21 protein-coding genes are annotated in these 24050 nt (G+C 59.2%); 11 read left to right on the forward strand and 10 right to left on the reverse strand.

Annotated elements, in window-relative coordinates; translation table 11 throughout:
* The first annotated feature begins 299 nt into the window (after nt 1-299).
* From AC4IHP_RS22345 to AC4IHP_RS22360, 4 genes are all read left to right on the forward strand, one after another.
* Nucleotides 300-1442: an ABC transporter ATP-binding protein gene (locus AC4IHP_RS22345; protein WP_039763289.1), complete on the forward strand. Its 1143-nt coding sequence runs from the start codon at nt 300-302 to the stop codon at nt 1440-1442.
* Nucleotides 1439-2353 carry an ABC transporter permease subunit gene (locus AC4IHP_RS22350; RefSeq protein ID WP_024013334.1) on the forward strand — a complete coding sequence of 305 codons (915 nt, stop codon included), beginning with the start codon at nt 1439-1441 and terminating at the stop codon, nt 2351-2353. The genes AC4IHP_RS22345 and AC4IHP_RS22350 overlap by 4 nt, the downstream gene beginning before the upstream one ends.
* Nucleotides 2350-3225, forward strand: a complete 876-nt coding sequence (locus tag AC4IHP_RS22355; protein ID WP_490832779.1) for an ABC transporter permease subunit — start codon at nt 2350-2352, stop codon at nt 3223-3225. The genes AC4IHP_RS22350 and AC4IHP_RS22355 overlap by 4 nt, the downstream gene beginning before the upstream one ends.
* 136 nt (nt 3226-3361) lie before the next feature.
* Nucleotides 3362-4459 carry a polyamine ABC transporter substrate-binding protein gene (locus AC4IHP_RS22360; RefSeq protein WP_490832780.1) on the forward strand — a complete coding sequence of 366 codons (1098 nt, stop codon included), beginning with the start codon at nt 3362-3364 and terminating at the stop codon, nt 4457-4459.
* A gap of 258 nt (nt 4460-4717) precedes the next feature.
* On the opposite strand, the gene thpR is transcribed toward AC4IHP_RS22360, so the two are convergent.
* Entirely contained in the window at nt 4718-5257 is a 540-nt protein-coding gene (thpR, locus tag AC4IHP_RS22365) for an RNA 2',3'-cyclic phosphodiesterase (RefSeq protein ID WP_490832781.1), read from the reverse strand.
* A gap of 107 nt (nt 5258-5364) precedes the next feature.
* On the opposite strand from thpR, the gene AC4IHP_RS22370 reads away from it, so the two are divergent.
* Nucleotides 5365-5559, forward strand: a complete 195-nt coding sequence (locus AC4IHP_RS22370; RefSeq protein WP_460120059.1) for a hypothetical protein — start codon at nt 5365-5367, stop codon at nt 5557-5559.
* A 43-nt stretch (nt 5560-5602) separates the two neighbouring features.
* On the opposite strand, the gene cysG is transcribed toward AC4IHP_RS22370, so the two are convergent.
* The 6 genes from cysG to ftsK form a co-directional block, all read right to left on the reverse strand.
* Nucleotides 5603-6997 carry a siroheme synthase CysG gene (cysG, locus tag AC4IHP_RS22375; RefSeq protein WP_490832782.1) on the reverse strand — a complete coding sequence of 465 codons (1395 nt, stop codon included), beginning with the start codon at nt 6995-6997 and terminating at the stop codon, nt 5603-5605.
* Complete coding sequence (gene serS, locus AC4IHP_RS22380; protein WP_460120063.1) at nt 6998-8278, reverse strand: serine--tRNA ligase; 1281 nt, start codon at nt 8276-8278, stop codon at nt 6998-7000.
* 15 nt (nt 8279-8293) lie between these two features.
* Nucleotides 8294-8668, reverse strand: coding sequence for a fluoride efflux transporter CrcB (gene crcB, locus AC4IHP_RS22385; protein WP_460120065.1), 375 nt, complete (start codon nt 8666-8668; stop codon nt 8294-8296).
* Nucleotides 8668-9990, reverse strand: coding sequence for a replication-associated recombination protein A (locus tag AC4IHP_RS22390; protein WP_460120067.1), 1323 nt, complete (start codon nt 9988-9990; stop codon nt 8668-8670). Before AC4IHP_RS22390 ends, crcB begins: the two co-directional genes overlap by 1 nt.
* A 149-nt stretch (nt 9991-10139) precedes the next feature.
* Nucleotides 10140-10760 (reverse strand): outer membrane lipoprotein periplasmic chaperone LolA, encoded by a 621-nt coding sequence (lolA, locus tag AC4IHP_RS22395; protein WP_042609224.1) that lies wholly within the window; start codon nt 10758-10760, stop codon nt 10140-10142.
* Nucleotides 10761-10827: 67 nt separating this feature from the next.
* On the reverse strand, nt 10828-13236 hold the full coding sequence (gene ftsK / locus AC4IHP_RS22400; RefSeq protein WP_490832783.1) for a DNA translocase FtsK: 2409 nt from the start codon (nt 13234-13236) through the stop codon (nt 10828-10830).
* Between the two features lie 518 nt (nt 13237-13754).
* Here ftsK and aat point away from each other — a divergent pair.
* The 3 genes from aat to infA all read left to right on the forward strand — a co-directional run bounded on the left by aat (nt 13755) and on the right by infA (nt 15532).
* Entirely contained in the window at nt 13755-14435 is a 681-nt protein-coding gene (aat, locus tag AC4IHP_RS22405; protein ID WP_490832784.1) for a leucyl/phenylalanyl-tRNA--protein transferase, read from the forward strand.
* A gap of 58 nt (nt 14436-14493) precedes the next feature.
* On the forward strand, nt 14494-15201 hold the full coding sequence (locus tag AC4IHP_RS22410; protein ID WP_016775265.1) for an arginyltransferase: 708 nt from the start codon (nt 14494-14496) through the stop codon (nt 15199-15201).
* A gap of 112 nt (nt 15202-15313) precedes the next feature.
* On the forward strand, nt 15314-15532 hold the full coding sequence (gene infA, locus AC4IHP_RS22415) for a translation initiation factor IF-1 (RefSeq protein ID WP_002553999.1): 219 nt from the start codon (nt 15314-15316) through the stop codon (nt 15530-15532).
* Between the two features lie 650 nt (nt 15533-16182).
* On the opposite strand, the gene clpA is transcribed toward infA, so the two are convergent.
* Both clpA and clpS read right to left on the reverse strand, forming a co-directional pair.
* A complete protein-coding gene (gene clpA / locus AC4IHP_RS22420) occupies nt 16183-18453 on the reverse strand; it encodes an ATP-dependent Clp protease ATP-binding subunit ClpA (RefSeq protein ID WP_039763303.1) in 2271 nt (756 codons plus the stop codon).
* A 30-nt stretch (nt 18454-18483) separates the two neighbouring features.
* Nucleotides 18484-18867: an ATP-dependent Clp protease adapter ClpS gene (clpS, locus tag AC4IHP_RS22425; protein WP_011334948.1), complete on the reverse strand. Its 384-nt coding sequence runs from the start codon at nt 18865-18867 to the stop codon at nt 18484-18486.
* A 224-nt stretch (nt 18868-19091) separates the two neighbouring features.
* Here clpS and AC4IHP_RS22430 point away from each other — a divergent pair, with 224 nt between their 5' ends.
* Complete coding sequence (locus AC4IHP_RS22430) at nt 19092-19373, forward strand: cold shock domain-containing protein (RefSeq protein WP_460120073.1); 282 nt, start codon at nt 19092-19094, stop codon at nt 19371-19373.
* A gap of 77 nt (nt 19374-19450) precedes the next feature.
* On the opposite strand, the gene icd is transcribed toward AC4IHP_RS22430, so the two are convergent.
* Nucleotides 19451-20707, reverse strand: coding sequence for an NADP-dependent isocitrate dehydrogenase (gene icd, locus AC4IHP_RS22435; protein WP_460120075.1), 1257 nt, complete (start codon nt 20705-20707; stop codon nt 19451-19453).
* A 481-nt stretch (nt 20708-21188) separates the two neighbouring features.
* On the opposite strand from icd, the gene AC4IHP_RS22440 reads away from it, so the two are divergent.
* Nucleotides 21189-23414, forward strand: coding sequence for an NADP-dependent isocitrate dehydrogenase (locus AC4IHP_RS22440; RefSeq protein WP_490832785.1), 2226 nt, complete (start codon nt 21189-21191; stop codon nt 23412-23414).
* A 189-nt stretch (nt 23415-23603) separates the two neighbouring features.
* Nucleotides 23604-24050, forward strand: a complete 447-nt coding sequence (locus tag AC4IHP_RS22445) for an NUDIX hydrolase (RefSeq protein WP_460120079.1) — start codon at nt 23604-23606, stop codon at nt 24048-24050.

Below are 24050 nucleotides of genomic sequence, written 5' to 3' on the forward strand. Positions count from 1 at the left end.
CGTGAACCGCAACACCCGTGATAACAACAAGTACGACCCAGGCAGCCAGGACGGCGGCGCCGAACAAGCCGGATTGGTACGGACAAAGGCCACTCAGGTCAACGCATATCCCCTGTGGGAGCGAGCCTGCTCGCGAAAGCGGTGTATCAGCAAACGATGATGTCGACTGACACTCCATATTCGCGAGCAGGCTCGCTCCCACAGGTTCTGCGCCAGCTGAGAGGCATTCCGGACCGCTCCGCAATCCACTTAAGCCCGGCCACATTGGCCAGGCAAACGAAACCTGTTGGGAGTTTCACATGGCAAACGCCTCCAGCACTTACCGCAAGGCACTCGAAGGTCATCAGCAACCGAAAAAGGTGCTGGTGAAAGTCGATCGTGTCACCAAGAAGTTCGACGAAACCGTGGCCGTGGACGATGTGTCCCTGGAGATCCATCAGGGTGAAATTTTCGCCCTGCTGGGCGGTTCCGGTTCGGGCAAATCGACTCTGCTGCGCATGCTCGCCGGTTTCGAGCGGCCGACCGAGGGGCGGATTCTGCTCGATGGCGTGGACATCACCGACATGCCGCCGTACGAGCGGCCGATCAACATGATGTTCCAGTCCTACGCGCTGTTCCCGCACATGACCGTGGCGCAGAACATCGCCTTCGGCCTCAAACAGGACCGTTTGCCTGCCAGCGAAATCGATGCCCGCGTCGAAGAAATGCTGCGCCTGGTGCACATGACCCAATACGCCAAGCGCCGCCCGCACCAGTTGTCCGGCGGTCAGCGACAGCGCGTCGCCCTCGCCCGCTCGCTGGCCAAACGGCCGAAGCTGTTGCTGCTCGATGAGCCGATGGGTGCGCTGGACAAAAAGCTGCGTTCACAGATGCAACTGGAGCTGGTCGAGATCATCGAGCGCGTCGGCGTGACCTGCGTGATGGTGACCCACGACCAGGAAGAAGCCATGACCATGGCCCAGCGCATCGCGATCATGCACCTGGGCTGGATCGCGCAGATCGGCAGCCCGGTGGACATTTATGAAGCGCCGGTCAGCCGCATGGTCTGCGAATTCATCGGCAACGTGAACGCTTTCGACGGCACTGTGGTGGAAGATCTGGAAGGCCACGCGATCATTCACAGCCCGGACCTGCAGCAGAAGATCTACGTCGGTCACGGCGTCAGCACGTCGGTGCAGGATAAGTCGATCACCTACGCCATCCGCCCGGAAAAAATGCTCGTCAGCACCACTCAACCGGAGTTCCGCTACAACTGGTCCGAAGGCAAGGTCCACGACATCGCCTACCTCGGCGGCCATTCGGTGTTCTACGTCGAGCTGCCCGGCGGCAAGATCGTCCAGTCGTTCATGGCCAACGCCGAACGCCGCGGCGCGCGGCCGACCTGGGACGACAAGGTCTACGTCTGGTGGGAAGACGACAGCGGCGTGGTACTGCGCTCATGAGAACTTTCAATCAGCAATTCTTGCGCCTGGTGCCCAGTGGACGAAAACTGGTGATCGGCATTCCGTTCATCTGGCTGTTCCTGTTCTTCATGCTGCCGTTCTTTCTGGTGATGAAGATCAGCTTCTCGGAAGCCGCGCTGTCGATCCCGCCGTACTCGGAGATCTACACCTTCGCCGAACAGAAATTCCAGCTGTTGCTGAACATCGGCAACTACACCCTGCTCGGTGAAGACGAGCTGTATCTGTCGGCGTACCTCGGCTCGCTCAAGGTCGCGGCACTGAGCACGCTGATGTGCCTGGTGATCGGTTTCCCGATGGCTTACGCGATCACCAAGACCGGCAAGGAAACGCAAAATGTCCTGCTGCTGTTGATCATGATGCCGACCTGGACAGCGATCCTGATCCGCGTGTATGCGTGGATGGGCATCCTCAGCAACAACGGTTTGCTCAACGGGTTTCTGATGTGGACCGGGCTCACCGATCACCCGATCGAGATCCTCAACACCAACACGGCGGTGTACATCGGCGTGGTCTACGCCTATCTGCCGTTCATGGTGCTGCCGCTCTACGCCAACCTCGTCAAGCACGACAACAGCCTGCTGGAAGCCGCGCAGGATCTGGGCTCGAGCAACTTCAACAATTTCTGGAAAATCACTGTGCCGCTGGCCAAAAACGGGATTATTGCCGGTTGCATGCTGGTGTTCATTCCGGTGGTAGGTGAGTTCGTGATTCCGGAATTGTTGGGTGGCCCGGAGACGCTGATGATCGGTCGCGTGCTGTGGCAGGAGTTCTTCAATAACCGCGACTGGCCGGTGGCTTCTGCGCTGGCGGTGGTGATGCTGTTGATCCTGATTGTGCCGATTCTGCTGTTCAACCGCAGCCAGGCCAAAGAGATGGAGGCACGGGGATGAAACGCTTCAACTTTTCCAAATTCATGCTGATCTTCGGCTTGATGTTCATTTATCTGCCGATGCTGATTCTGGTGATCTACTCGTTCAACGCCTCGAAGCTGGTGACGGTGTGGGGTGGCTGGTCAGTGAAGTGGTATGTCGGCCTGCTCGACAACACGCAACTGATGGGCTCGGTGCTGCGCTCGCTGGAGATCGCCTGCTACACCGCGATTGCCGCTGTGGCACTGGGGACGCTGGCGGCCTTCGTGCTGACGCGGGTGACGCGCTTCAAGGGGCGCACGCTGTTTGGTGGTCTGGTAACCGCGCCGTTGGTGATGCCGGAAGTGATCACCGGTCTGTCGCTGTTGCTGCTGTTCGTGGCGATGGCGCAGCTGATCGGCTGGCCGCAGGAGCGTGGCATTGTCACCATCTGGATCGCCCACACCACGTTTTGTGCGGCCTATGTGGCGGTGGTAGTCTCCGCGCGCCTGCGCGAGCTGGATCTGTCGATCGAAGAAGCAGCGATGGACCTCGGCGCCAAACCATTCAAAGTGTTTTTCCTGATCACCATTCCAATGATCGCGCCGTCGCTGGCGGCGGGCGGGATGATGTCGTTTGCCTTGTCGCTGGACGATCTGGTGCTGGCGAGCTTCGTTTCCGGGCCGGGCTCGACCACGCTGCCGATGGAAGTGTTCTCGGCGGTGCGTCTGGGTGTGAAACCCGAGATCAACGCCGTGGCCAGCCTGATTCTGCTGGCAGTGTCGCTGGTGACTTTCCTGGTCTGGTATTTCGGCCGCAAGGCAGAAGCCAACCGCAAGCGGGCGATCCAGGAAGCGATGGATCAGACCGCGAATGAAGCGTGGCAGCCGCAACGTGCGGCGACCGCCGTGTAGCAGCTGCGGCACGCTGCGATCTTTTTGCTCTCCAAAAGCAAGATCAAAAGATCGCAGCCTCGTTGCACTCGTCAGCTCCTACCGAGGGCTCGTCGATCAAGTAGTGTTTTTGAATAAAAAGAAGGGAGTTGTACCGATGAAAATGTTTGGCAGGACTCTGCTGACACTGTCCTTAATGGGCGCGATGGTCATGGGCGCCCAGGCCAACGACAAGGTGCTGCGCGTTTACAACTGGTCCGACTACATCGCGCCGGACACCGTGAAAAAGTTCGAAGACGAAACCGGGATTCGCGTGACCTACGACGTCTTCGACAGCAACGAAACCCTTGAAGCGCGCCTGCTCGCGGGCAAATCCGGTTACGACATCGTCGTACCGTCGAACAGCTTTCTGGCCAAGCAGATCAAGGCCGGTGTCTATCAGCCGCTGGGCAAATCGAAGCTGCCGAACTGGAAGAATCTCAACCCGGTGCTGCTGAAAAACGCCTCTGCCAGTGATCCGGACAACGCTCACGCGTTCCCGTACATGTGGGGCTCGATCGGCATCGGTTTCAATCCGGTCAAGGTCAAGGAAGTACTCGGCGCCAACGCCCCGACCAACTCTTGGGACTTGCTGTTCAAACCGGAAAACGCGGAAAAGCTCAAAGCCTGCGGCATCAGCTTCCTCGATTCGCCAACCGAAATGCTTCCGGCTGCCCTGCACTACCTGGGCTATCCGGTGAACGACAAGGACAAGGCGCACATTGCCGAGGCCGAAGCGCTGTTCATGAAAATCCGCCCTTACGTGGCGTATTTCCATTCCTCGAAGTACATCTCCGATCTGGCCAACGGCAACATCTGCGTGGCGGTCGGTTACTCCGGCGACGTCCTGCAGGCCAAGGCACGTGCGGTGGAATCGGGCAACAACGTGGTGATCGACTACAGCATTCCCAAGGAAGGCGCCGGCAGTTTCTACGACATGGTTGCCATCCCTCGTGATGCGGCGAATGTCGACAACGCCTACCTGTTCATGGACTTCCTGATGCGCCCGGACATCATCGCCGAGGTCACCAACAGCATCGGCTACAGCAACGCCAACGCAGCGGCCACGCCGTTGGTGGACGAAGCGATCCGTAACGAACCGGGCTCGTATCCGTCGCAAGCGGTGATGGCGACCTTGTATGCGGTGCCGGATCAGCCGATTGCCACGCAGCGGATCATGACGCGCGGGTGGACACGGGTGAAGCTCGGTAAATAAGCACACCAGTCAACACTGATAAACCCTGTGGGAGCTGGCTTGCCAGCGATGGCGGTGGGTCAGACAACGATGACGCTAGATGCGCTGGCCCCATCGCTGGCAAGCCAGCTCCCACAGGTTTTCGATCGAATTCGGACATTGCCAGATTTCCGTTCACGCAGCGCCTTACCACCGCTGCTCCCTGCTCTGAACGGCCTCACCCGGCTCCCTCGGCTCGGGTGAATTTGCAGGCGCCTACGGGCGCCTTTTTTTGTTCGCTCAGATCAGCGGCCAATCCTGCAAGACCCGATAGCGACCCTTGTGCGATTCGAACAAAGCGAAGCGTTCAGCGCGCAGAAAAAACTCCGGCGGCGTGCTCGCTTCTGGCTCCGGCGCGCGGTATTCGCGTGCCAATGTCAGGTGCGGGCGGAACTCGTGGGTGGGTTCCGCAAAACCGAACGGCAACATTGCCTGCTCCAGCGCGTAGACCAGGCGCAACAACGCCGGCGGTGCCTGCTCGGGTGCCAGCGACAACACACCCGCGCGATGCCAGACCTGCAACCGATCCAGCGCAACCTGCAACGCTTCGCCCGGAATACGCACACTGCCCGCGGCTTCGCAAACGCCATGGATCTGCGCCAGCGGCACCGCTCCAAGAAACAGCAAAGTCAGATGAAAGTTATCCGCCGGCACCGCTTTACCGCTGCGCAGGCCCAGTTCCGAACGCCACTGGGCGATGGCCTTGCGCTGCGCCGGCGGGCAATCCAAAGCGAAAAACAGCCGTTTCGACGGTTCATCCTTGCGCCCCCCATCAATCATTGCCCTGCCCCCTTTTTCGTCATGATCGAGCCGATTCAACACCGCCTGTTCTGACGACTCATGACAGCAAGCTATAGTTCAAGGATTGCCAACAACCGGAGGCTGCCATGCGCGAGATCCTCAGCAAAGAACCCTGGTGGGCCCGGCCACCGCATCCCGGACAGGACGAAAGCGAACTGGAATGGGGCTGGCTGGTGCATTACAACGAAGGCGAACCACGCTTCGAATTCGTCCGCGAACGGCCGACCGACGAGCAGATCCACAATCGCAAGGGCTGTCGCATCACGCCGTCTGCCGAGTGACGCAAATCCGAGGTCGCCTGCCCGCAAAGCAGGCGACCCGGTTTCAGACCTGCGCCTGAGCCCCTTCGAACCACGCCAGTTTTTCACGCAGCCGCACTACCTCGCCGACGATCACCAGAGTCGGCGCATGTACTTCATGCTCCGCCACCAGTCGCGGCAAGTCGGCCAGGGTGCCGGTAAAGACCCGCTGGTTCACCGTGGTGCCCTGCTGGATCAGTGCCGCCGGGGTATCCGCCGCGCGACCATGCTTGATCAACTGCTCGCAGATGATCGGCAGACCGACCAGGCCCATGTAGAACACCAGCGTCTGCGCCGGGGCGACAAGGTCGGCCCATGGCAGATCGGTAGAACCGTCCTTCAAGTGGCCGGTGACAAACCGCACGGATTGCGCGTGGTCACGATGGGTCAACGGAATCCCGGCATATGCCGCGCAACCGCTGGCCGCCGTGATGCCCGGCACGACCTGGAATGGAATGCCGTGGGCTGCCAGCTCTTCGATCTCTTCACCACCGCGCCCGAAGATAAACGGATCGCCGCCCTTCAACCGCACCACGCGCTTGCCGGCCTTGGCCAGATCGACCAGTTGCTGGTTGATCTGATCCTGCGGCACGGCGTGTTCGGAACGACGCTTGCCGACATATACCCGCTCGGCGTCGCGACGGCACAACTCGAGAATCGCCGGCGCTACCAAGCGGTCGTAGAGCACCACATCGGCTTGCTGCATCAGCCGCAGTGCGCGAAAGGTCAACAGATCCGGGTCACCCGGACCAGCGCCGACCAGATAAACCTCGCCAGTGGTGACCATGGGCTCGCCATCGACCTTGGCCTGCAACAGGCGCTCGGCTTCAGCGCCCTGCCCGGCCAGTTGACGATCGGCGATCGGGCCCTGGAAAACGTCTTCCCAGAAGCCGCGACGCTGCTGCACATCCGGAAACAGGGTTTTCACCTGATGGCGGAAACGCGCCGCGAGCCCGGCGAGCTGACCGTAGGTCGAAGGAATCCAGGTTTCGATCTTGGCACGAATCAGGCGCGCCAATACCGGCGCGTCGCCGCCGCTGGAGACGGCAATGATCAGTGGCGAGCGGTCGACGATCGCCGGGAAGATCACGCTGCACAAGGCCGGCGCATCTACTACATTTACCGGCACGCAACGCCGATGGGCATCGGTGGAGACTTGCGCGTTAAGCGTTTCGTCGTCGGTCGCGGCAATGATCAGCCCGCAACCGTCCAGATCCGCTTCGGCGTAACCACGCAGCAGGCATTCGCCGCCGCTGGCAGCGACCAATTCAGCCAGTTGCGTTTCAATTTCAGGTGCGACGACCCGCAGCAGCGCACCGGCATCGGCCAGCAGGCGGGATTTGCGCAAGGCAATTTCCCCCCCACCGACAACCAACACACGACTGCCGCGCAGGTTGTGAAACAGCGGCAGATATTTCATTTAGCCGATGACCTCAAGGCCACCCATATACGGTTTGAGCACGTCCGGCACGCGGATCGAACCGTCGGCCTGCTGGTAGTTTTCCAGCACTGCAACCAAGGTACGACCGACCGCCAGGCCGGAACCGTTCAAGGTGTGTACCAGCTCAGGCTTGCCGGTTTCCGGGTTGCGGAAACGCGCCTGCATGCGACGGGCCTGGAAATCGCCGCAGTTCGAGCACGACGAAATTTCGCGGTACTTGTCCTGGCTCGGAATCCACACTTCAAGGTCGTAGGTCTTGACCGCGCTGAAGCCCATGTCACCGGTGCACAGTGCCAGGGTGCGGTAAGGCAGGCCGAGCAGTTGCAGGACTTTTTCGGCGTTGGCGGTCAGGCCTTCCAGCGCTTCCATCGATTGCGACGGCTCGACGATCTGGACCATTTCGACTTTGTCGAACTGGTGCTGACGAATCATGCCGCGAGTATCCCGGCCCGACGCGCCGGCTTCGCTGCGGAAGCACGGGGTGTGGGCAACAAACTTGATCGGCAGCGATTTGGAATCAACGATTTCGCCGGCAACGATGTTGGTCAGCGACACTTCGGCGGTCGGGATCAGGTACAGATCGGCTTCGCCTTCGCGGGCGATCTTGAACAGATCTTCCTCGAATTTCGGCAGCTGGCCAGTGCCTTGCAGCGCCGGAGCCTGGACCAGATAAGGCGTGTAAGCCTCTTCATAGCCATGTTCGGTGACATGCAGGTTGATCATGAACTGCGCCAGCGCGCGATGCAGGCGGGCGATCGGACCACGCAGCAAGGCGAAACGTGCACCGGACAGCTTGGCGGCAGTTTCGAAATCCAGCCAGCCGAACTTCTCGCCGAGGGCAACGTGGTCTTTAACTTCGAAATCGAACTGGGTCGGCGTGCCCCAACGACGCACTTCGACGTTGTCATCTTCGTCCTTGCCGACCGGAACCGACTCATGCGGCAGGTTGGGGATACCGAGCAGGATCGAATCCAGTTCGGTCTGGATCGCGTCCAGCTCGACCTTGCCAGCGCTCAGTTCGCCCGCCATGCGCTCGACATCCGCCATCAGCGGCGCGATGTCTTCACCACGCTGCTTGGCCTGGCCGATGGATTTCGAACGCGCGTTACGCTCAGCCTGCAGTGCTTCGGTGCGGGTCTGGACGGTCTTGCGCTGTTCTTCCAGCGCTTCGATGCGCGCGGTGTCCAGGGCAAAGCCACGGGAAGCCAGGCGGTCCGCTACGTCCTGAAGGTTGCTACGTAACAGTTTGGAATCGAGCATGTCGGTTTCTCGTTATCAAAGTTTGGTCAGGGACAGGCCAGCCCATGTGGCGAGCAGCCCGCCGAATACGCTGAGTGCCGCGTAGCCCAGGGCCAGCAACACTTGCCCGCTTTCCAGCAGGCGCACCGTATCCAGTGAAAAGGATGAAAAAGTCGTCAGCCCCCCGAGGAAGCCGACCATCAACCCGGCGCGCACCTCAATCGGCACCTCCGGGCGTATCAGAAACAGGCCGTACAACACGCCGATCAACAGGCAGCCCACGATATTAACGGCCAGCGTCGCGGTATAGAAGTGCCGTGGCCAATTGGCGCTGACCCAATTACCGGTGGTGAAGCGCAACAAGGTGCCGGCAACACCGCCGACCGACACTGCAATGATCAATGGAACCACTATTTTCTCCGCTGCCGAGGGCTCAGACGATCCAGTTGAGCGAGGTGATTGAGCTTTTCGCCGATCTTCAACTCCAGGCCACGGGGCACGGGCTGATAGAACGGAATCGGATCGAGTTCTTCCGGAAAATAGTCTTCGCCGGCGGCGTAAGCATCCGGCTCATCATGGGCGTAGCGGTACTCGTCGCCGTAGCCCAGTTGCTTCATCAGCTTGGTCGGTGCATTGCGCAAATGCAGCGGCACTTCCAGAGAGCCGTTTTCGGCAGCGGCGCGCAGCGCGGTTTTGAAGCCCATGTACACCGCATTGCTTTTCGGTGCACAGGCCAGATAAGTGATGGCCTGGGCGACTGCCAATTCGCCCTCGGGGCTGCCGAGACGCTCCTGCACCTCCCACGCGGCCAGGCACAGGCTCAGCGCACGCGGATCGGCGTTGCCGATGTCTTCGCTGGCCATGCGCACCACGCGCCGCGCCAGATACAGCGGATCACAGCCGCCGTCGATCATCCGCGCAAACCAGTACAGCGCGCCGTCGGGGTTAGAGCCGCGTACCGATTTGTGCAGCGCCGAAATCTGGTCGTAGAACGCTTCACCGCCCTTGTCGAAACGTCGACGCGTATCGCCCAGCAGACTTTGCAAAAGCTCGATGCCGATTTCGCTGTCGTCTTCAGCGAGATCGGAAGCGTTCTCCAGCAGATTGAGCAGACGCCGGCCATCGCCATCCGCAGCCGAAAGCAGCATCTGGAAGCCTTCATCGCTCAGGGTCAGATTGCGCTTGCCCAGCCCACGCTCTTCGGTCAGAGCCCGATGCACCAGTTTGCGCAGCGCCGCTTCGTCGAGGCTTTTCAGCACGTAGACGCGGGCGCGCGACAACAATGCGTTGTTGAGTTCGAAAGAAGGATTTTCGGTGGTGGCGCCGATGAAGATCAGCGTGCCGTCTTCAACGTACGGAAGGAACGCGTCCTGCTGCGACTTGTTGAAACGGTGGACTTCGTCGACAAACAGGATCGTGCGTTTGCCGTACTGGCCGGCCTGCTGCTTGGCAATCTCAACGGCCTGGCGGATCTCCTTGACCCCGGCGAGCACCGCCGAGACGGTTTCGAAGTGCGCATCGGAGACTTCCGCGAGCAAGCGCGCCAGAGTGGTTTTGCCCACGCCCGGCGGCCCCCAGAAGATCATCGAATGCAGCGCGCCCTGCTCCAGCGCCTCACGCAGAGGCTTGCCGCGAGCGAGCACGTGTTCCTGACCGACGTACTCATCCAGATTGGCCGCACGCAGACGCGCGGCCAAGGGTTGGGCAATCGGTGCACTGCGAAACAGATCCATCACGTAGCGTTGAAACCTCTGTTAGAACTTGAGAGCGCCCATTCCATCGGTGGGAGCGAGCCTGCTCGCGAATGAGATGGTCCATTCAACATTGAAGTGACTGATACACCGCTTTCGCGAGCTGGCTCGCTCCTACATGGGTTTGCGCCTTATTCCTGGATAACGTCGGCACCCTTTGGAATGTCGAACTTGAATTTCGATGCCGGCACCGCTTCGTTGGCCTTGACCCCGGTAAACAGGATATTGGTGCGCTGGCCGACGCTGTCAATCAGTTGCATGTCATTGAGCAGACCGTTGCGGAACGACAGGCGCAGGTTGTCGAACAGAGTGTCCTTGGTTTTCGGCTTGAGCGTGAAGTCGATTACGCCGCCCGCCTCTTTGGCGCTGATATCGAAGCTCTGGCTGATCTTCGAGACATCACCGGACAGCAGCAGCGCCGGTGTCTGGGTCAACCGCTCGTCGAGCTTCTTGATGGTTGCCTGCTCCAGATCCGGGTCCCATAGGGTGACTTTCTTGCCATCGGAGACCATGGTCTGCTCGGCCGGCGCGTTGGTGTGCCAGTAGAACAGGCCCGGACGCTGCAGAGTCATGTTGCCGGTGGTTTCCTGCAACTGGGTGCCGCCGCCGTCGAGGGTCAACTGCGAGAAGTTGGCCGACAGGGTTTTCGATGTTTCGAGCAATTGGGTCAGACGCGCCACGTCCTTTTCATCGGCGTGGGCCGTGAGTGTGGTCAGCGCCAGTACTGGCAACAGCATGCGGATAAGGCGCATGAGAGTCCTCTTGAATACTCGTGGGAAAGCGGGTGGCGCGTCATTGCGCCACCCGAGTCGTTGCGTTTCAGTCGCGTACCGGGCCCGGGGCCAGGACTTCACGCGAACCGTTGGTGTTCATTGAGGTAACGACGCCGGCCATCTCCATCGCCTCGATCATCCGCGCGGCGCGGTTGTAGCCGATCTTCAGCTTGCGCTGCACGGCAGAAATAGACGCGCGACGGCTTTCGAGGACGAACTGCACCGCTTCGTCATACAGCGCGTCGGCTTCAGGATCATCACCGTCGCCACCGCCACTGCTGCCTTCAAAGCCGCTGCCTGCCTCTTCGACACCGTTGAGGATATCGTCGTTGTATTCCGGCGCGCCGCGCAGTTTCCACGCCTCGACCACGCGGTGAACCTCATCGTCGGAAACGAACGCGCCGTGGACCCGGATCGGCAAACTGGTGCCCGGAGGCATGTAGAGCATGTCACCGTGACCGAGCAGTTGCTCGGCGCCACCCTGATCGATGATGGTCCGCGAGTCGATCTTGCTCGACACCTGGAACGCCATCCGAGTCGGGATGTTGGCTTTGATCAAACCAGTGATCACGTCCACCGACGGGCGCTGGGTTGCAAGAATCAAGTGAATCCCCGCCGCACGCGCCTTCTGCGCAATACGGGCGATCAGTTCTTCAACCTTCTTGCCGACGATCATCATCATGTCGGCAAATTCGTCCACCACTACGACGATGGTCGGCAGCTTCTGCAGCAGCGGCGCCTCGTCGTGAATGCTTTCGCGCTTGTACAGCGGATCGCTCAACGGCTCGCCGGCATCCTGGGCTTCCTTGACCTTGGCGTTGAAGCCGGACAGGTTACGCACGCCCATCTTCGCCATCAGCTTGTAGCGCCGTTCCATCTCGGCGACGCTCCAGCGCAAGGCGTTGGCAGCGTCCTTCATGTCGGTCACGACCGGGCAGAGCAGGTGCGGAATGCCTTCGTAGATCGACAGCTCAAGCATTTTCGGGTCGATCATGATCAGTTTGGCGTCGTCCGGGCCGGACTTGAACAGGATCGACAGGATCATCGCGTTCACGCCCACGGACTTACCGGAACCGGTGGTACCGGCCACCAGGAGGTGCGGCATCTTCGCCAGGTCGGTAATGACCGGCTTGCCGCCGATGTCGTGACCGAGCGCCAGGGTGACCGGCGATTTGAAGTTATCGTACTCGGGCGTCGACAGCACCTCGGAGAAGCGCACGATCTGGCGGTCTTCGTTGGGGATTTCAATACCGACAGTGGTCTTGCCCGGAATTACCTCGACCACCCGCACACTGGTCACTGCCAGCGAACGCGCCAGGTCTTTGGCCAGGTTGGCGATGCGGCTGACCTTCACGCCGGCAGCCGGCTGGATTTCGTAACGGGTAATCACCGGGCCCGGGTGGATCGAATCCACCGTGACTTCGACGCCGAATTCCTTGAGCTTGATTTCCAGCAAGTGGCCGACCGCTGCCAAGGATTCAGGCGAATAGTTGAGCTGTTTCTTTTCCGCAGGATCAAGAATCGAAATCGGCGGCAAGGTGCCTTCGACCGCGCTGTCGACGAACAACGGCGCCTGCTTCTCTTTCTGTACGCGCTTGCTCGGCTCCGGCGCCTTGGCCGGTGCCGGCGCGATCACCGGTGGCACCTGCTTCTCGCGGTCGGACATGTGCTTGCTCAGCGCTTGCTCGCGCTCGATCAGGCGTTCCTTGACCTTGGCCTGTTCGCGTTTGTCGGTGACAGTCGGCGCGACCACATCGTGGACGCGGTCATCGACCTCACGCAGTTGCGCGACCAGTTGCTTGCGCTCGGTGCGCGCCGACCACCAGCGATTGAGCGCGCCCTGGAACAGTTCGAACAGATCGAGAGTGATCTTGCCGGTGACATCCATCACCTTGAACCAGGACAGGTCGGTAAATACGGTCAGGCCGAACAGGAACAGAGCGATGAACAGCAGCGTGCTGCCCTGAATGTTCAGTGCATTCTTCGCCAGATCGCCAAGGCTTTCGCCCAAGGCACCGCCAGCGCCGGCCGGCAGACCGGTCGCGGCATGGAAATGAATGTGCGCCAGCGCAGCACCCGAAAGCACCAGGAACACCAGACCGATCAGTCGCCACGAGAACAGCCAGCCGCTCCACTGCCACGGTTCGTGACGTTGCCGGAAAATCTGGTACGCCTTGACCGCCAGCAGCAACGGAAAGATATAGGCGAAGTAACCGAGCACCATGAACAGGATATCGGCGCTGTACGAGCCGGCCGGGCCGCCGAAGTTCTGCACTTCGTCGATCTTGCTGTTATGGCTCCAGCCCGGGTCGTCCTTGCCGTAAGTCAGCAAAGCCATCATCAGGAACAGGCACAAGGCGCCTATGGCGATCAATGCACCTTCCTTGAGCCGGTAGTGCAGTTGCTGGCGCCAGAGCGGAACGACTGTTTTGGGTGCTTCGGTGGTCTTCTTCAAAACGCTTCTTTTCCTGCGCCCGAGGCGCGTCCATCTATTGAATGACGATAAAAACTGCCCAATCCAGGCAGGTAAAAAAGGTGAAAAGCTCAACTGGGACTACTTTTAACACTGTGCCACTGGTTTTATAAACACAGCCATAAACACTGTGCGCGCGAAAAGCCCGTCACAACCCGGCATTGTACGGGTTTGTGCGCCCGACGCCACGCTTGAGAGCACAGCTTGGAGCATAGCCAAACGCATGCGAATCGCGTTGCAATTGGAGCATGCATTGTCTTTTGTGACAAAGGCTTATGACGTGTATTTGATGAACGTAGCGAGGCCGGCCGAATCCACTGGACGGAATGCGGACAGGCATCGATACGGTGACGCTTACGACCACGGCCGACACATCAAGTTGCAGCTCGATGCCCACTCCATCAAACATCGGTGCAGGACATTGGCGGCGTTTCGCGGCAAACTCTTTCGCGGGGCCTGCACGCCCCTGACCGCCCTCCCCTTCTGCAAGCCCGGATGCCATGCTGACTTGGTTACAACGTAATTCCCTGACCTTTCCGCCACTGGAAAAAGCCATGCGCGAGCCGAACGGATTGCTCGCCGCCGGTGGTGACCTGTCCGCCGACCGCCTGATTCAGGCCTATCGCCACGGCTGTTTTCCATGGTTTTCCGAGGGCCAACCGATTCTGTGGTGGTCGCCGGATCCGCGCACCGTGCTGTTTCCCGACGAACTGCACGTCTCGCGCAGCCTCGGCAAGCTGCTGCGCAAGCAACGCTATCAAGTGACCTTCGATCAGGATTTCGACGCCGTCATCCGCGCCTGCGCCGCGCCTCGCGACTACGCCGATGGCACCTGGATCACCGAGGCGATGCAGGATGCTTACATGGAACTGCATCGGCGCGGCTTCGCTCATTCAGTTGAGGTCTGGGACGATGGGCAACTGGTGGGCGGCCTTTACGGCTTGGCGATGGGTCAATTGTTTTTTGGCGAATCGATGTTCAGCCGCGCCGACAACGCTTCCAAATACGGCTTCGCTACGCTGGTGCAGCATTTAAAAGCTGCCGGGTTTGTGCTGATCGATTGTCAGATGCCGACCGATCACCTGCACAGTTTGGGTGCGCAGTCGATTCCGCGCGGCGAATTCGCCGACTATCTGCAGCGCCATCTCGATCAACCGAATTCGGCGACCTGGGTTTGCTGAGCGACTTTTGCGCAGGTGGCTTACACTTAATCCACCAGCTTATCCCGAGGGTTGATTCATGACCGAGTTGGCGCGATTGAAGTTCTATGCCACTCAGCCCCACTCTTGCAGCTATCTGCCCGAGGAGCAGGCCACAACGCTGTTTCTCGACCCGAGTCAGCCCATGGATGTGCACGTCTACGCAGATCTGTCGGAAATGGGCTTTCGTCGCAGCGGCGATCACCTGTACCGGCCGCATTGCCAGAATTGCAATGCGTGCGTGCCTGCGCGCATTCCTTCCGCTCAGTTCATCGCCAACCGCCAGCAGAAGCGTATCTACAAACGCAACGCCGATTTGCAGGTGCAGCCGGTCAAACCGCACTTCAGCGAAGAGTATTTCGACCTTTACCAGCGCTATATCGAACAGCGCCATGCCGACGGCGACATGTACCCGCCGAGTCGCGATCAGTTCTCGACGTTCCTGGTGCGCGACCTGCCCTTCTCGCGCTTCTATGAGTTCCGACTCGACGGACGGCTGCTCGCGGTGGCGGTCACCGATCTGCTGCCCAACGGTTTGTCAGCGGTGTACACCTTCTACGAACCGAACGAAGAACGCCGCAGCCTCGGCCGTTACGCAATCCTCTGGCAAATCGCCGAGAGCCAGCGTCTGGGCCTTGAGGCGGTGTACCTGGGTTACTGGATCAAGAACTGCAAAAAGATGAACTACAAGACGCAATATCGGCCCATCGAATTGCTGATCAATCAGCGCTGGGTCATCCTGAACTGAACCTGCGGCCTAAACCCCTTGGCGTAAACACCATTTTTCGGGCACAATGCACGCCGCTTTTGCCTGGCGCAGTTGCACCGGGCCATTCATTGGATACCGAGGGCTTTACTGCATGTCGAAAGAAGACAGCTTCGAAATGGAAGGCACTGTCGTCGACACCCTGCCCAACACCATGTTTCGTGTGGAGTTGGAAAATGGGCACGTCGTAACCGCGCATATTTCCGGCAAGATGCGCAAGAACTACATTCGTATTCTTACCGGTGACAAAGTGCGCGTCGAGCTGACGCCCTATGACTTGAGCAAAGGGCGGATCACTTACCGCGCTCGTTAATCAAGTCAATACAGAACGCCCGGGTTATGCCGGGCGTTTTTGTATCTGCGTTTTGAGGTTTTGGGGCTGGGGACTTCTGCGTTGCTACGGGTGTTGGCGCTGGCGGTTTCGCTCTACAGCAAGCAGATCAAAAGATCGCAGCCTTCGGCAGCTCCGGTTGGATCGCGTGAATTCGATAGAAACGGGTTGACCTGCAGGCGTCTTCGCGAGCAGGCTCGCTCCCACAGAAAGGCAAAGGCAAAGGCAAAAGATCGCAGCCTCCGGCAGCTCCTACACAATGAGCGTTAGCTCGAGTACCGCTTTTGATCTTGATCCACCGGCGACGTCGGAAGGCTGAGTGGAGGGATTGATCCGGGCGTGGGAGCGCAGCGACCGTCTGGCGCAGCCAGACACAGCGGAAGGAGGTGCAGCGAAGCAAACCGTAGCCGCTGCGCCCGGATCGATCCCGCAGCGAAGGAACCCGAGCCTGCGAGGGCCGAACGTAGGAGCAAGCGTTTTGGGTTACCTTTTTGGCGTTTGAAAAAGGTGACTCGCCGTAAGGGCGAAACCGTAATAAGCCATCACCGCAGCAACGGATATACACCCAAAGCCCAAAAACACCGGACAACAAAAAGGCGCCCGAAGGCGCCTTTCCAATCCACATCAAGCCGTCAGGCCATCTCAGCCGTGGTCTCGAAGTCAAACGTCAACTCCCCATCCTTGATGTCGATGTGCACCACACCGCCATGCTCGGCCAGTTCGCCAAACAGAATCTCCTCCGCCAGCGGACGCTTGATCTTGTCCTGGATCAGACGCGCCATCGGACGTGCGCCCATCGCCGAGTCGTAACCACCCGCCGCCAGCCAGCTGCGCGCCGCATCGGTAACCTCGAGCAACACACGCTTGTCTTCCAACTGCGCCTGAAGCTCGGTGAGGAACTTGTCCACCACGCTTTTGATGACCTCATGGCTGAGGCGACCAAACTGGATAATGGTGTCCAGACGGTTGCGGAATTCCGGCGTGAAGCTCTTCTTGATCACTTCCATCGCATCGGACGAGTGGTCCTGATGGGTAAAACCGATCGAAGCCCGCGCGGCGGTTTCGGCACCGGCGTTGGTGGTCATGATCACGATCACGTTGCGGAAGTCCGCCTTGCGCCCGTTGTTATCGGTCAGCGTACCGTGGTCCATGACCTGCAGCAGCAGGTTGAAGACTTCCGGATGCGCCTTCTCGATCTCATCAAGCAGCAATACGCAATGTGGTTGCTTGGTGATCGCTTCGGTGAGCAGACCGCCCTGGTCGAAACCGACATAACCCGGAGGCGCACCGATCAGACGCGATACGGTGTGACGCTCCATGTACTCGGACATGTCGAAACGCACCAGCTCGATACCCAGCGCCTTGGCCAACTGACGCGCAGCCTCGGTTTTGCCGACACCGGTAGGCCCGGCGAACAGGAACGAACCGACCGGTTTGTCCGGCGACTTGAGCCCGGCACGAGACAGCTTGATCGCGGTCGACAGCGAATCGATTGCCGCATCCTGACCAAATACCGTCAGCTTCAGATCACGCTCCAGGTTACGCAGCAGTTCCTTGTCGGAACTGGTGACGTGCTTTGGCGGAATCCGCGCGATTTTCGCGACGATGTCTTCGACCTGTGGCACATCGATACGCTTGACGCGCATCTCCACCGGCTGCAGACGCTGGTAGGCGCCCGCCTCGTCGATCACGTCGATGGCCTTGTCCGGCATGTGCCGGTCATTGATGTAGCGCGACGCCAACTCGGCAGCGGCACGCAAAGACTCATCACTGTACTCGATGCTGTGATGCTGCTCGAAACGCCCTTTCAGGCCACGCAGGATACCGATGGTGTCTTCCACCGACGGCTCGACGACATCGACCTTCTGGAAACGACGGGCCAAGGCACGGTCTTTCTCGAAGATGCCGCGAAACTCCTGAAACGTGGTCGAACCGATGCAGCGGATGTCACCAGACGACAGCAGCGGCTTGAGCAGGTTGGACGCATCCATCACGCCACCGGACGCAGCACCCGCACCGATGATGGTGTGGATCTCGTCGATGAACAGGATCGCCTGCGGACGTTTTTTCAGTTCATTGAGCAGCGCCTTGAAGCGCTTCTCGAAATCACCGCGATACTTGGTGCCCGCGAGCAGAGCGCCAAGATCGAGCGAATAAACAACCGCATTGGCCAGCAGATCCGGCACCTGATTGTCGACAATGCGCTTGGCCAGGCCTTCGGCAATCGCTGTTTTACCTACGCCTGCTTCACCGACCAGCAGCGGGTTGTTCTTGCGCCGGCGCGCGAGAATCTGCGCGACACGCTCAACTTCCGATTCACGGCCGACCAGCGGATCGATGCGACCCTGGCGTGCGAGTTCGTTGAGGTTGCTGGCATAAGCATCCAGAGGATTGCCTGAAGAAGAAGACTCACCGCCCTCGTCGTCCTGCATATCTTGTTCACCTTCAGAGTGATCGCCATGCCCCGGCACTTTCGAAATGCCGTGGGCGATGTAATTGACGACATCAATGCGCGCCACGCTCTGCTGTTTCAGCAGGAACACGGCCTGACTCTCTTGCTCACTGAAGATGGCGACCAGCACGTTGGCGCCGGTCACTTCGCGTTTGCCCGAGCTCTGTACGTGGAAAACAGCACGCTGCAGGACACGCTGGAAGCCCAGGGTTGGCTGGGTTTCGCGATCCTCGTCATGCACGGGGATCAATGGCGTGGTGGAGTCGATGAACTCCTGCAGATCATGCTTGAGTTTGTCGAGGTTTGCGCCGCAGGCACGCAAAACGGTGGCGGCAGCCTCATTATCCAATAGGGCCAGCAGGAGATGTTCGACGGTCATGAATTCATGACGCTTCGAACGAGCCTCCTTGAAGGCAAGATTGAGGGTGACTTCGAGCTCGCGGTTTAACATAGCTTCACCTCATACCCAAGTGGTCGGCGATTAACCGTCCTTCTCGATTTCACAGAGTAGCGGATGCTGGCTTTCCCTGGCGTACTGGTTGACCTGCATGGCCTTTGTCTCGGCGATGTCGCGGGTAAACACTCCACATACTGCCCGGCCTTCTGTATGGACGGCCAGCATGACCTTGGTCGCCAGCTCGCGATTCAGGTTAAAAAACACCTCGAGCACTTCGACGACGAAATCCATCGGTGTGTAGTCATCGTTGAACAAAACCACCTTGTACATCGGCGGCGCCTGTAACGCGGGCTTTGCTTCCTGAACAGCAACGCCTGCCGAATCGTCGTCGTGCTCCTGTGGAAGATCCTTTTGGAGAAGCGGGCGATCCTGATTGAATGTTAGTCGAATCTGGCTGATTGCATGCATGGAAAAAAAGGTTCGTCAGTTGTGCGAATACAGTGGTGGGGGCGGTTGCACACGTTTTCAACTACGACTGCCCGGTCACCTTGACTATCGGGAAAACGGTGTTACAACCAATAGAGCCCACAGTGGGTAAAAAAGATCCGCGGAGTCAATTCTTTTATCGAATTCGATTGCGGATGTCGTGGATGATACTCCAGCGATGGAGTCTGTTGCAGAGGGATTTGAGCATGGCTGTCGGCAAGGTGAAATGGTTCAACAATGCCAAGGGATTCGGCTTTATCAATACCGACGCCCGGGAAGGTCGCGATGAGGATGGCAAAGACATTGATTTCTTTGCCCACTACTCGGCCATTGAAATGGACGGATACAAGACCCTGAAAGCGGGTCAGGCGGTTACATTCGACATCGTTCAAGGCCCCAAAGGCTTGCACGCCGTGAAGATAGCTTCGGTCGAAGTCGCTTCGGCGCCAAGTGCGATTGCCACGGAAAAACAAACGGCGACCACCTGAAGCCTCAGGACATCCGGTCTTAAAAAACCGCCTGACTCAACCCATCGAGTCAGGCGGTTTTTGTGTGCCTTCGACTTTTACATATGCGAAATCAACGCATCTCCGAACCCCGAAGACGAAACCAGCTTGGCGCCATCCATCAAACGCTCAAAATCATAAGTAACAGTCTTCGCGCTGATCGCACCGTTGGTCCCTTTGATGATCAGGTCTGCCGCTTCAGTCCAACCCATATGACGCAACATCATCTCGGCCGAGAGAATCAGCGAGCCCGGGTTGACCTGGTCCTTGCCGGCATACTTCGGCGCGGTACCGTGGGTCGCTTCGAACATCGCCACGGTGTCGGACAGGTTGGCGCCCGGCGCGATGCCGATACCGCCCACCTCCGCCGCCAGCGCGTCGGACAGGTAGTCACCGTTCAGGTTGAGGGTAGCGATCACATCGTATTCGGCCGGGCGCAGCAGGATCTGCTGGAGCATGGCGTCGGCGATGGCGTCCTTGACCACAACGTTCTTGCCGGTTTTCGGATTCTTGAACTGCATCCACGGACCGCCGTCCAGCAGCGTCGCGCCGAACTCTTCGGCGGCCACTTCGTAGGCCCATTCCTTGAAGGCACCTTCGGTGAACTTCATGATGTTGCCTTTGTGCACGATAGTCAGCGAATCGCGGTCATTGTCGACCACGTATTGCAGAGCCTTGCGTGCCAGACGCCTGGTGCCTTCGCGCGATACCGGCTTGACGCCGATGCCGCAGTTTTCGTCGAAACGGATCTTGGTGACGCCCATTTCTTCTTTAAGGAATTTGATGACCTTGGTGGCTTCCGGAGAACCGGCCTTCCATTCGATACCGGCGTAAATGTCTTCGGAGTTCTCGCGAAAGATCGTCATGTCGACGTCGCCAGGCTTTTTCACCGGGCTCGGCACGCCTTCGAACCAGCGCACCGGGCGCAGGCAGACGTACAGGTCGAGCTGCTGACGCAAGGCCACGTTCAGCGAGCGGATACCGCCACCGACCGGAGTGGTCAGCGGGCCTTTGATGGAAACTACATAATCCTTGACCGCGTCGAGGGTTTCCTGCGGCAGCCAGGTGTCCTGATCATAAACCTGAGTGGCTTTTTCGCCGGCGTAGACTTCCATCCAGGAAATCTTGCGCTTGCCGCCGTAGGCCTTTTCAACAGCAGCATCGACAACCTTGATCATCACCGGACTGATGTCGACACCAATACCGTCACCTTCGATGAAGGGGATGATCGGGTTATCAGGAACATTGAGAGAATGGTCTGCATTGACAGTGATTTTGTCACCGACGGCTGGAACCTGAATCTTCTTGTAACCCATGCTGAACTCCATTGTTTGGATTGAACACCTGGCTTGCTTCGAGCGTAACCCAGTTGAATCAACACGCAAACCCTATGTTCCGCGACCGCGCACATCTCGTTTCGTACAAGCCTGAAAGCAAAGGGAAAAGCGCCAAACTCCAGCATTCGTAACGAGTCTTTGCCCCGTGGCGCCCTGCGACCTTTAGACCAATGGACGAGAATCGTTGCATATGAACCATCGGCAGATTGCCAGCTACCTATGTATAATGCCGCCCGCTGACCACAGGGTCACGACGGCTGGCCTCTCTAGCACGAGACTTTCCGCCTGATTGGTCGGGTTGTTACCGCAGCCTGACTGCTTGACGCTCTACTGATGCACCCAACATCACCGCGAAGAATCTCGACATTCGGTTCATGGATGACTTTGAACGAACGCGCTTACCCGGCGCCCCTCGAGTTTCTGCGCACGCTTTAGCAAAGAAGAGAGAGTTAATCCGAATATGCCCACCCGCTCGAAGATCATCTATACCTTCACCGACGAAGCTCCTGCCCTCGCCACCTATTCCCTGCTGCCGATCATCGAGGCTTACACCGCCTCGGCCGATATCGCCGTGGAAACCCGCGATATCTCTCTTGCAGCACGCATCCTGGCAAGCTTCCCCGAGCAACTGGGCGACAAAGCCGTAGCCGACCACCTCGCCGAACTGGGCGACCTGGCCGTTACGCCTGAAGCCAACATCATCAAGCTGCCGAACATCAGTGCTTCGGTGCCACAGCTGCAAGCCGCGATCAAAGAGCTGCAGGCGCAGGGCTACAACCTGCCGGACTACCCGGAAACCGTGACCAGCGACGCTGACAAAGACGCCAAGGCGCGTTACGACAAGGTCAAGGGCAGCGCAGTGAACCCGGTTCTGCGTGAAGGCAACTCCGACCGCCGCGCTCCGCTGTCGGTGAAGAACTACGCGCGCAAGCACCCGCACAAAATGGGCGCCTGGGCCAAAGACTCCAAGTCTCACGTCGCGCACATGAGCACCGGCGATTTCTACGGCAGCGAAAAAGCTGTCCTGATCGACGCCGCTGACGCTGTGAAGATCGAGCTGATCGCCAAGGACGGTAGCGCTACCGTTCTGAAAGAAAAAACCACCGTTCAGGCCGGCGAGATCCTCGACTGCGCCGTGATGAGCAAAAACGCCCTGCGTGCGTTCATCGCTGCCGAAATCGAAAGCGCCAAGGCCCAGGGCGTGCTGCTCTCGGTTCACCTGAAAGCGACCATGATGAAGGTCTCGGACCCGATCATGTTCGGCCAGATCGTTGCCGAGTTCTATAAAGACGCACTGACCAAGCACGCTGACGTGCTGAACCAGATCGGCTTCAACCTGAACAACGGCATCGGCGATCTGTACGCTCGCATCAAGGCCCTACCGGCTGAGCAACAAGCACAGATCGAAGCAGACATGGCTGCGGTCTACGCCGTTCGTCCGTCGCTGGCGATGGTCAACTCCGACAAAGGCATCACCAACCTGCACGTGCCGAGCGACGTGATCGTCGACGCCTCGATGCCAGCGATGATCCGTGACTCCGGCAAGATGTGGGGCACCGACGGTCATCTGCACGACACCAAGGCAGTGATCCCGGATCGTTGCTACGCAACCATCTACCAGGCCGTGATCGAAGATTGCAAAGCCAATGGTGCTTTCGACCCGACCACCATGGGCAGCGTGCCAAACGTCGGCCTGATGGCGAAGAAAGCCGAAGAGTACGGCTCCCACGACAAGACTTTCCAGATCAAGGCTGACGGCGTGGTTCGCGTCACCGACAGCAAGGGCAACCTGCTGATGGAACAGGCTGTTGAAGCCGGCGACATCTTCCGCATGTGCCAGACCAAAGACGCGCCGATCCAGGACTGGGTCAAACTGGCGGTCAACCGTGCTCGCGCCAGCAGCACCCCGGCGATCTTCTGGCTCGACCCGATGCGCGCCCACGACGGCGTGGTGATCGAAAAGGTTCAGGCCTACCTGAAGGATCACGACACCAGCGGTCTGGACATCCAGATCATGGCGCCGGTCGATGCAATGAAGTACACCCTGCAGCGCACCCGCGAAGGCAAGGACACCATTTCGGTGACCGGCAACGTACTGCGCGACTACCTGACCGACCTGTTCCCGATCATGGAACTGGGCACCAGCGCCAAAATGCTGTCGATCGTGCCGCTGATGAACGGCGGTGGCCTGTTCGAAACCGGCGCCGGCGGTTCGGCTCCGAAGCACGTGCAGCAACTGGTTGAAGAAAACTTCCTGCGCTGGGATTCGCTGGGTGAGTTCCTCGCCCTGGCCGCTTCCCTTGAGCATCTGGGCGTGAACTACAACAACCCGAAAGCGCTGGTGCTGTCGAAAACCCTGGACCAGGCCACTGGCCAGTTCCTCGACAACAACAAGTCGCCATCGCGCAAAGTCGGCAACATCGACAACCGCGGCAGCCACTTCTACCTGGCGATGTACTGGGCTCAGGCCCTGGCGGCCCAGACTGAAGACGCTGCACTGCAAGCGCAGTTCGCGACTCTGGCCAAAACCCTGACCGAGAACGAAGCAACCATCGTTGCCGAGCTCAACGCCGTTCAGGGCAAGCCAGTCGACATCGGTGGTTACTACCACGCCGACGCCGAGCTGATCAGCAAGGCCATGCGCCCAAGTGCAACCTTCAACGCGGCGATTGCTGCGCTGGTTTAAGGTTGTAATGCGTTAAACAAACCCCGGCCTTGTGCCGGGGTTTGTGTTTTCAGAGTTCACACAAATACCCTGTGGGAGCGAGCCTGCTCGCGAATGCGGTTTATCATTCAGCATCGTCATAGGCTGGCCCACCGCTTTCGCGAGCAGGCTCGCTCCCACAGTTGACCGCGCTACCGTCGAGGAAATCTTATGGAATGGCTCCCCCACATCACCGTCGCCACCATCGTCGAGGACAACGGCCGCTTCCTGATGGTCGAGGAGCACAAGGGCGGGCGCAATGTGCTCAACCAGCCCGCCGGCCATCTCGATCCGGATGAAACCCTGATTGACGCGGCCATTCGCGAAACCCTTGAAGAAACCGGCTGGGACGTCGAACCCACCGGCGTGACAGGCATTTATCTGTACACCGCACCGAGCAACGGCGTGACTTACCAGCGTGTGTGCTTCAGCGCCAAAGCCGTTCAGCACCATCCGGATTACCAGCTCGACGACGGCATCGTCGGCGCCAAGTGGCTGACCCGCGACGAATTGATCGCCCAGCGCGACAACTGGCGCAGCGAGCTGATCATCCGTTGCATCGACGATTATCTGGCCGGTCATCACTTCAGCCTCGAACTGATCCGCCCTTCTCTTTAG

It is taken from the genome of Pseudomonas sp. UF-293, assembly GCF_058245595.1.

What these genes read in the sequence shown, in the direction of transcription:
- AC4IHP_RS22430 (WP_460120073.1), top strand. Translation starts at nt 19,092, where the DNA reads ATGGCTGTCGGCAAGGTGAAATGGTTCAACAATGCCAAGGGATTCGGC.
- AC4IHP_RS22390 (WP_460120067.1), bottom strand. Translation starts at nt 9,990, where the DNA reads ATGGATCTGTTTCGCAGTGCACCGATTGCCCAACCCTTGGCCGCGCGT.
- icd (WP_460120075.1), bottom strand. Translation starts at nt 20,707, where the DNA reads ATGGGTTACAAGAAGATTCAGGTTCCAGCCGTCGGTGACAAAATCACT.
- clpS (WP_011334948.1), bottom strand. Translation starts at nt 18,867, where the DNA reads ATGCATGCAATCAGCCAGATTCGACTAACATTCAATCAGGATCGCCCG.
- serS (WP_460120063.1), bottom strand. Translation starts at nt 8,278, where the DNA reads ATGCTCGATTCCAAACTGTTACGTAGCAACCTTCAGGACGTAGCGGAC.
- lolA (WP_042609224.1), bottom strand. Translation starts at nt 10,760, where the DNA reads ATGCGCCTTATCCGCATGCTGTTGCCAGTACTGGCGCTGACCACACTC.
- AC4IHP_RS22370 (WP_460120059.1), top strand. Translation starts at nt 5,365, where the DNA reads ATGCGCGAGATCCTCAGCAAAGAACCCTGGTGGGCCCGGCCACCGCAT.
- cysG (WP_490832782.1), bottom strand. Translation starts at nt 6,997, where the DNA reads ATGAAATATCTGCCGCTGTTTCACAACCTGCGCGGCAGTCGTGTGTTG.
- clpA (WP_039763303.1), bottom strand. Translation starts at nt 18,453, where the DNA reads ATGTTAAACCGCGAGCTCGAAGTCACCCTCAATCTTGCCTTCAAGGAG.
- AC4IHP_RS22355 (WP_490832779.1), top strand. Translation starts at nt 2,350, where the DNA reads ATGAAACGCTTCAACTTTTCCAAATTCATGCTGATCTTCGGCTTGATG.
- AC4IHP_RS22440 (WP_490832785.1), top strand. Translation starts at nt 21,189, where the DNA reads ATGCCCACCCGCTCGAAGATCATCTATACCTTCACCGACGAAGCTCCT.
- aat (WP_490832784.1), top strand. Translation starts at nt 13,755, where the DNA reads ATGCTGACTTGGTTACAACGTAATTCCCTGACCTTTCCGCCACTGGAA.
- AC4IHP_RS22410 (WP_016775265.1), top strand. Translation starts at nt 14,494, where the DNA reads ATGACCGAGTTGGCGCGATTGAAGTTCTATGCCACTCAGCCCCACTCT.
- AC4IHP_RS22445 (WP_460120079.1), top strand. Translation starts at nt 23,604, where the DNA reads ATGGAATGGCTCCCCCACATCACCGTCGCCACCATCGTCGAGGACAAC.
- infA (WP_002553999.1), top strand. Translation starts at nt 15,314, where the DNA reads ATGTCGAAAGAAGACAGCTTCGAAATGGAAGGCACTGTCGTCGACACC.
- AC4IHP_RS22350 (WP_024013334.1), top strand. Translation starts at nt 1,439, where the DNA reads ATGAGAACTTTCAATCAGCAATTCTTGCGCCTGGTGCCCAGTGGACGA.
- AC4IHP_RS22360 (WP_490832780.1), top strand. Translation starts at nt 3,362, where the DNA reads ATGAAAATGTTTGGCAGGACTCTGCTGACACTGTCCTTAATGGGCGCG.
- AC4IHP_RS22345 (WP_039763289.1), top strand. Translation starts at nt 300, where the DNA reads ATGGCAAACGCCTCCAGCACTTACCGCAAGGCACTCGAAGGTCATCAG.
- thpR (WP_490832781.1), bottom strand. Translation starts at nt 5,257, where the DNA reads ATGATTGATGGGGGGCGCAAGGATGAACCGTCGAAACGGCTGTTTTTC.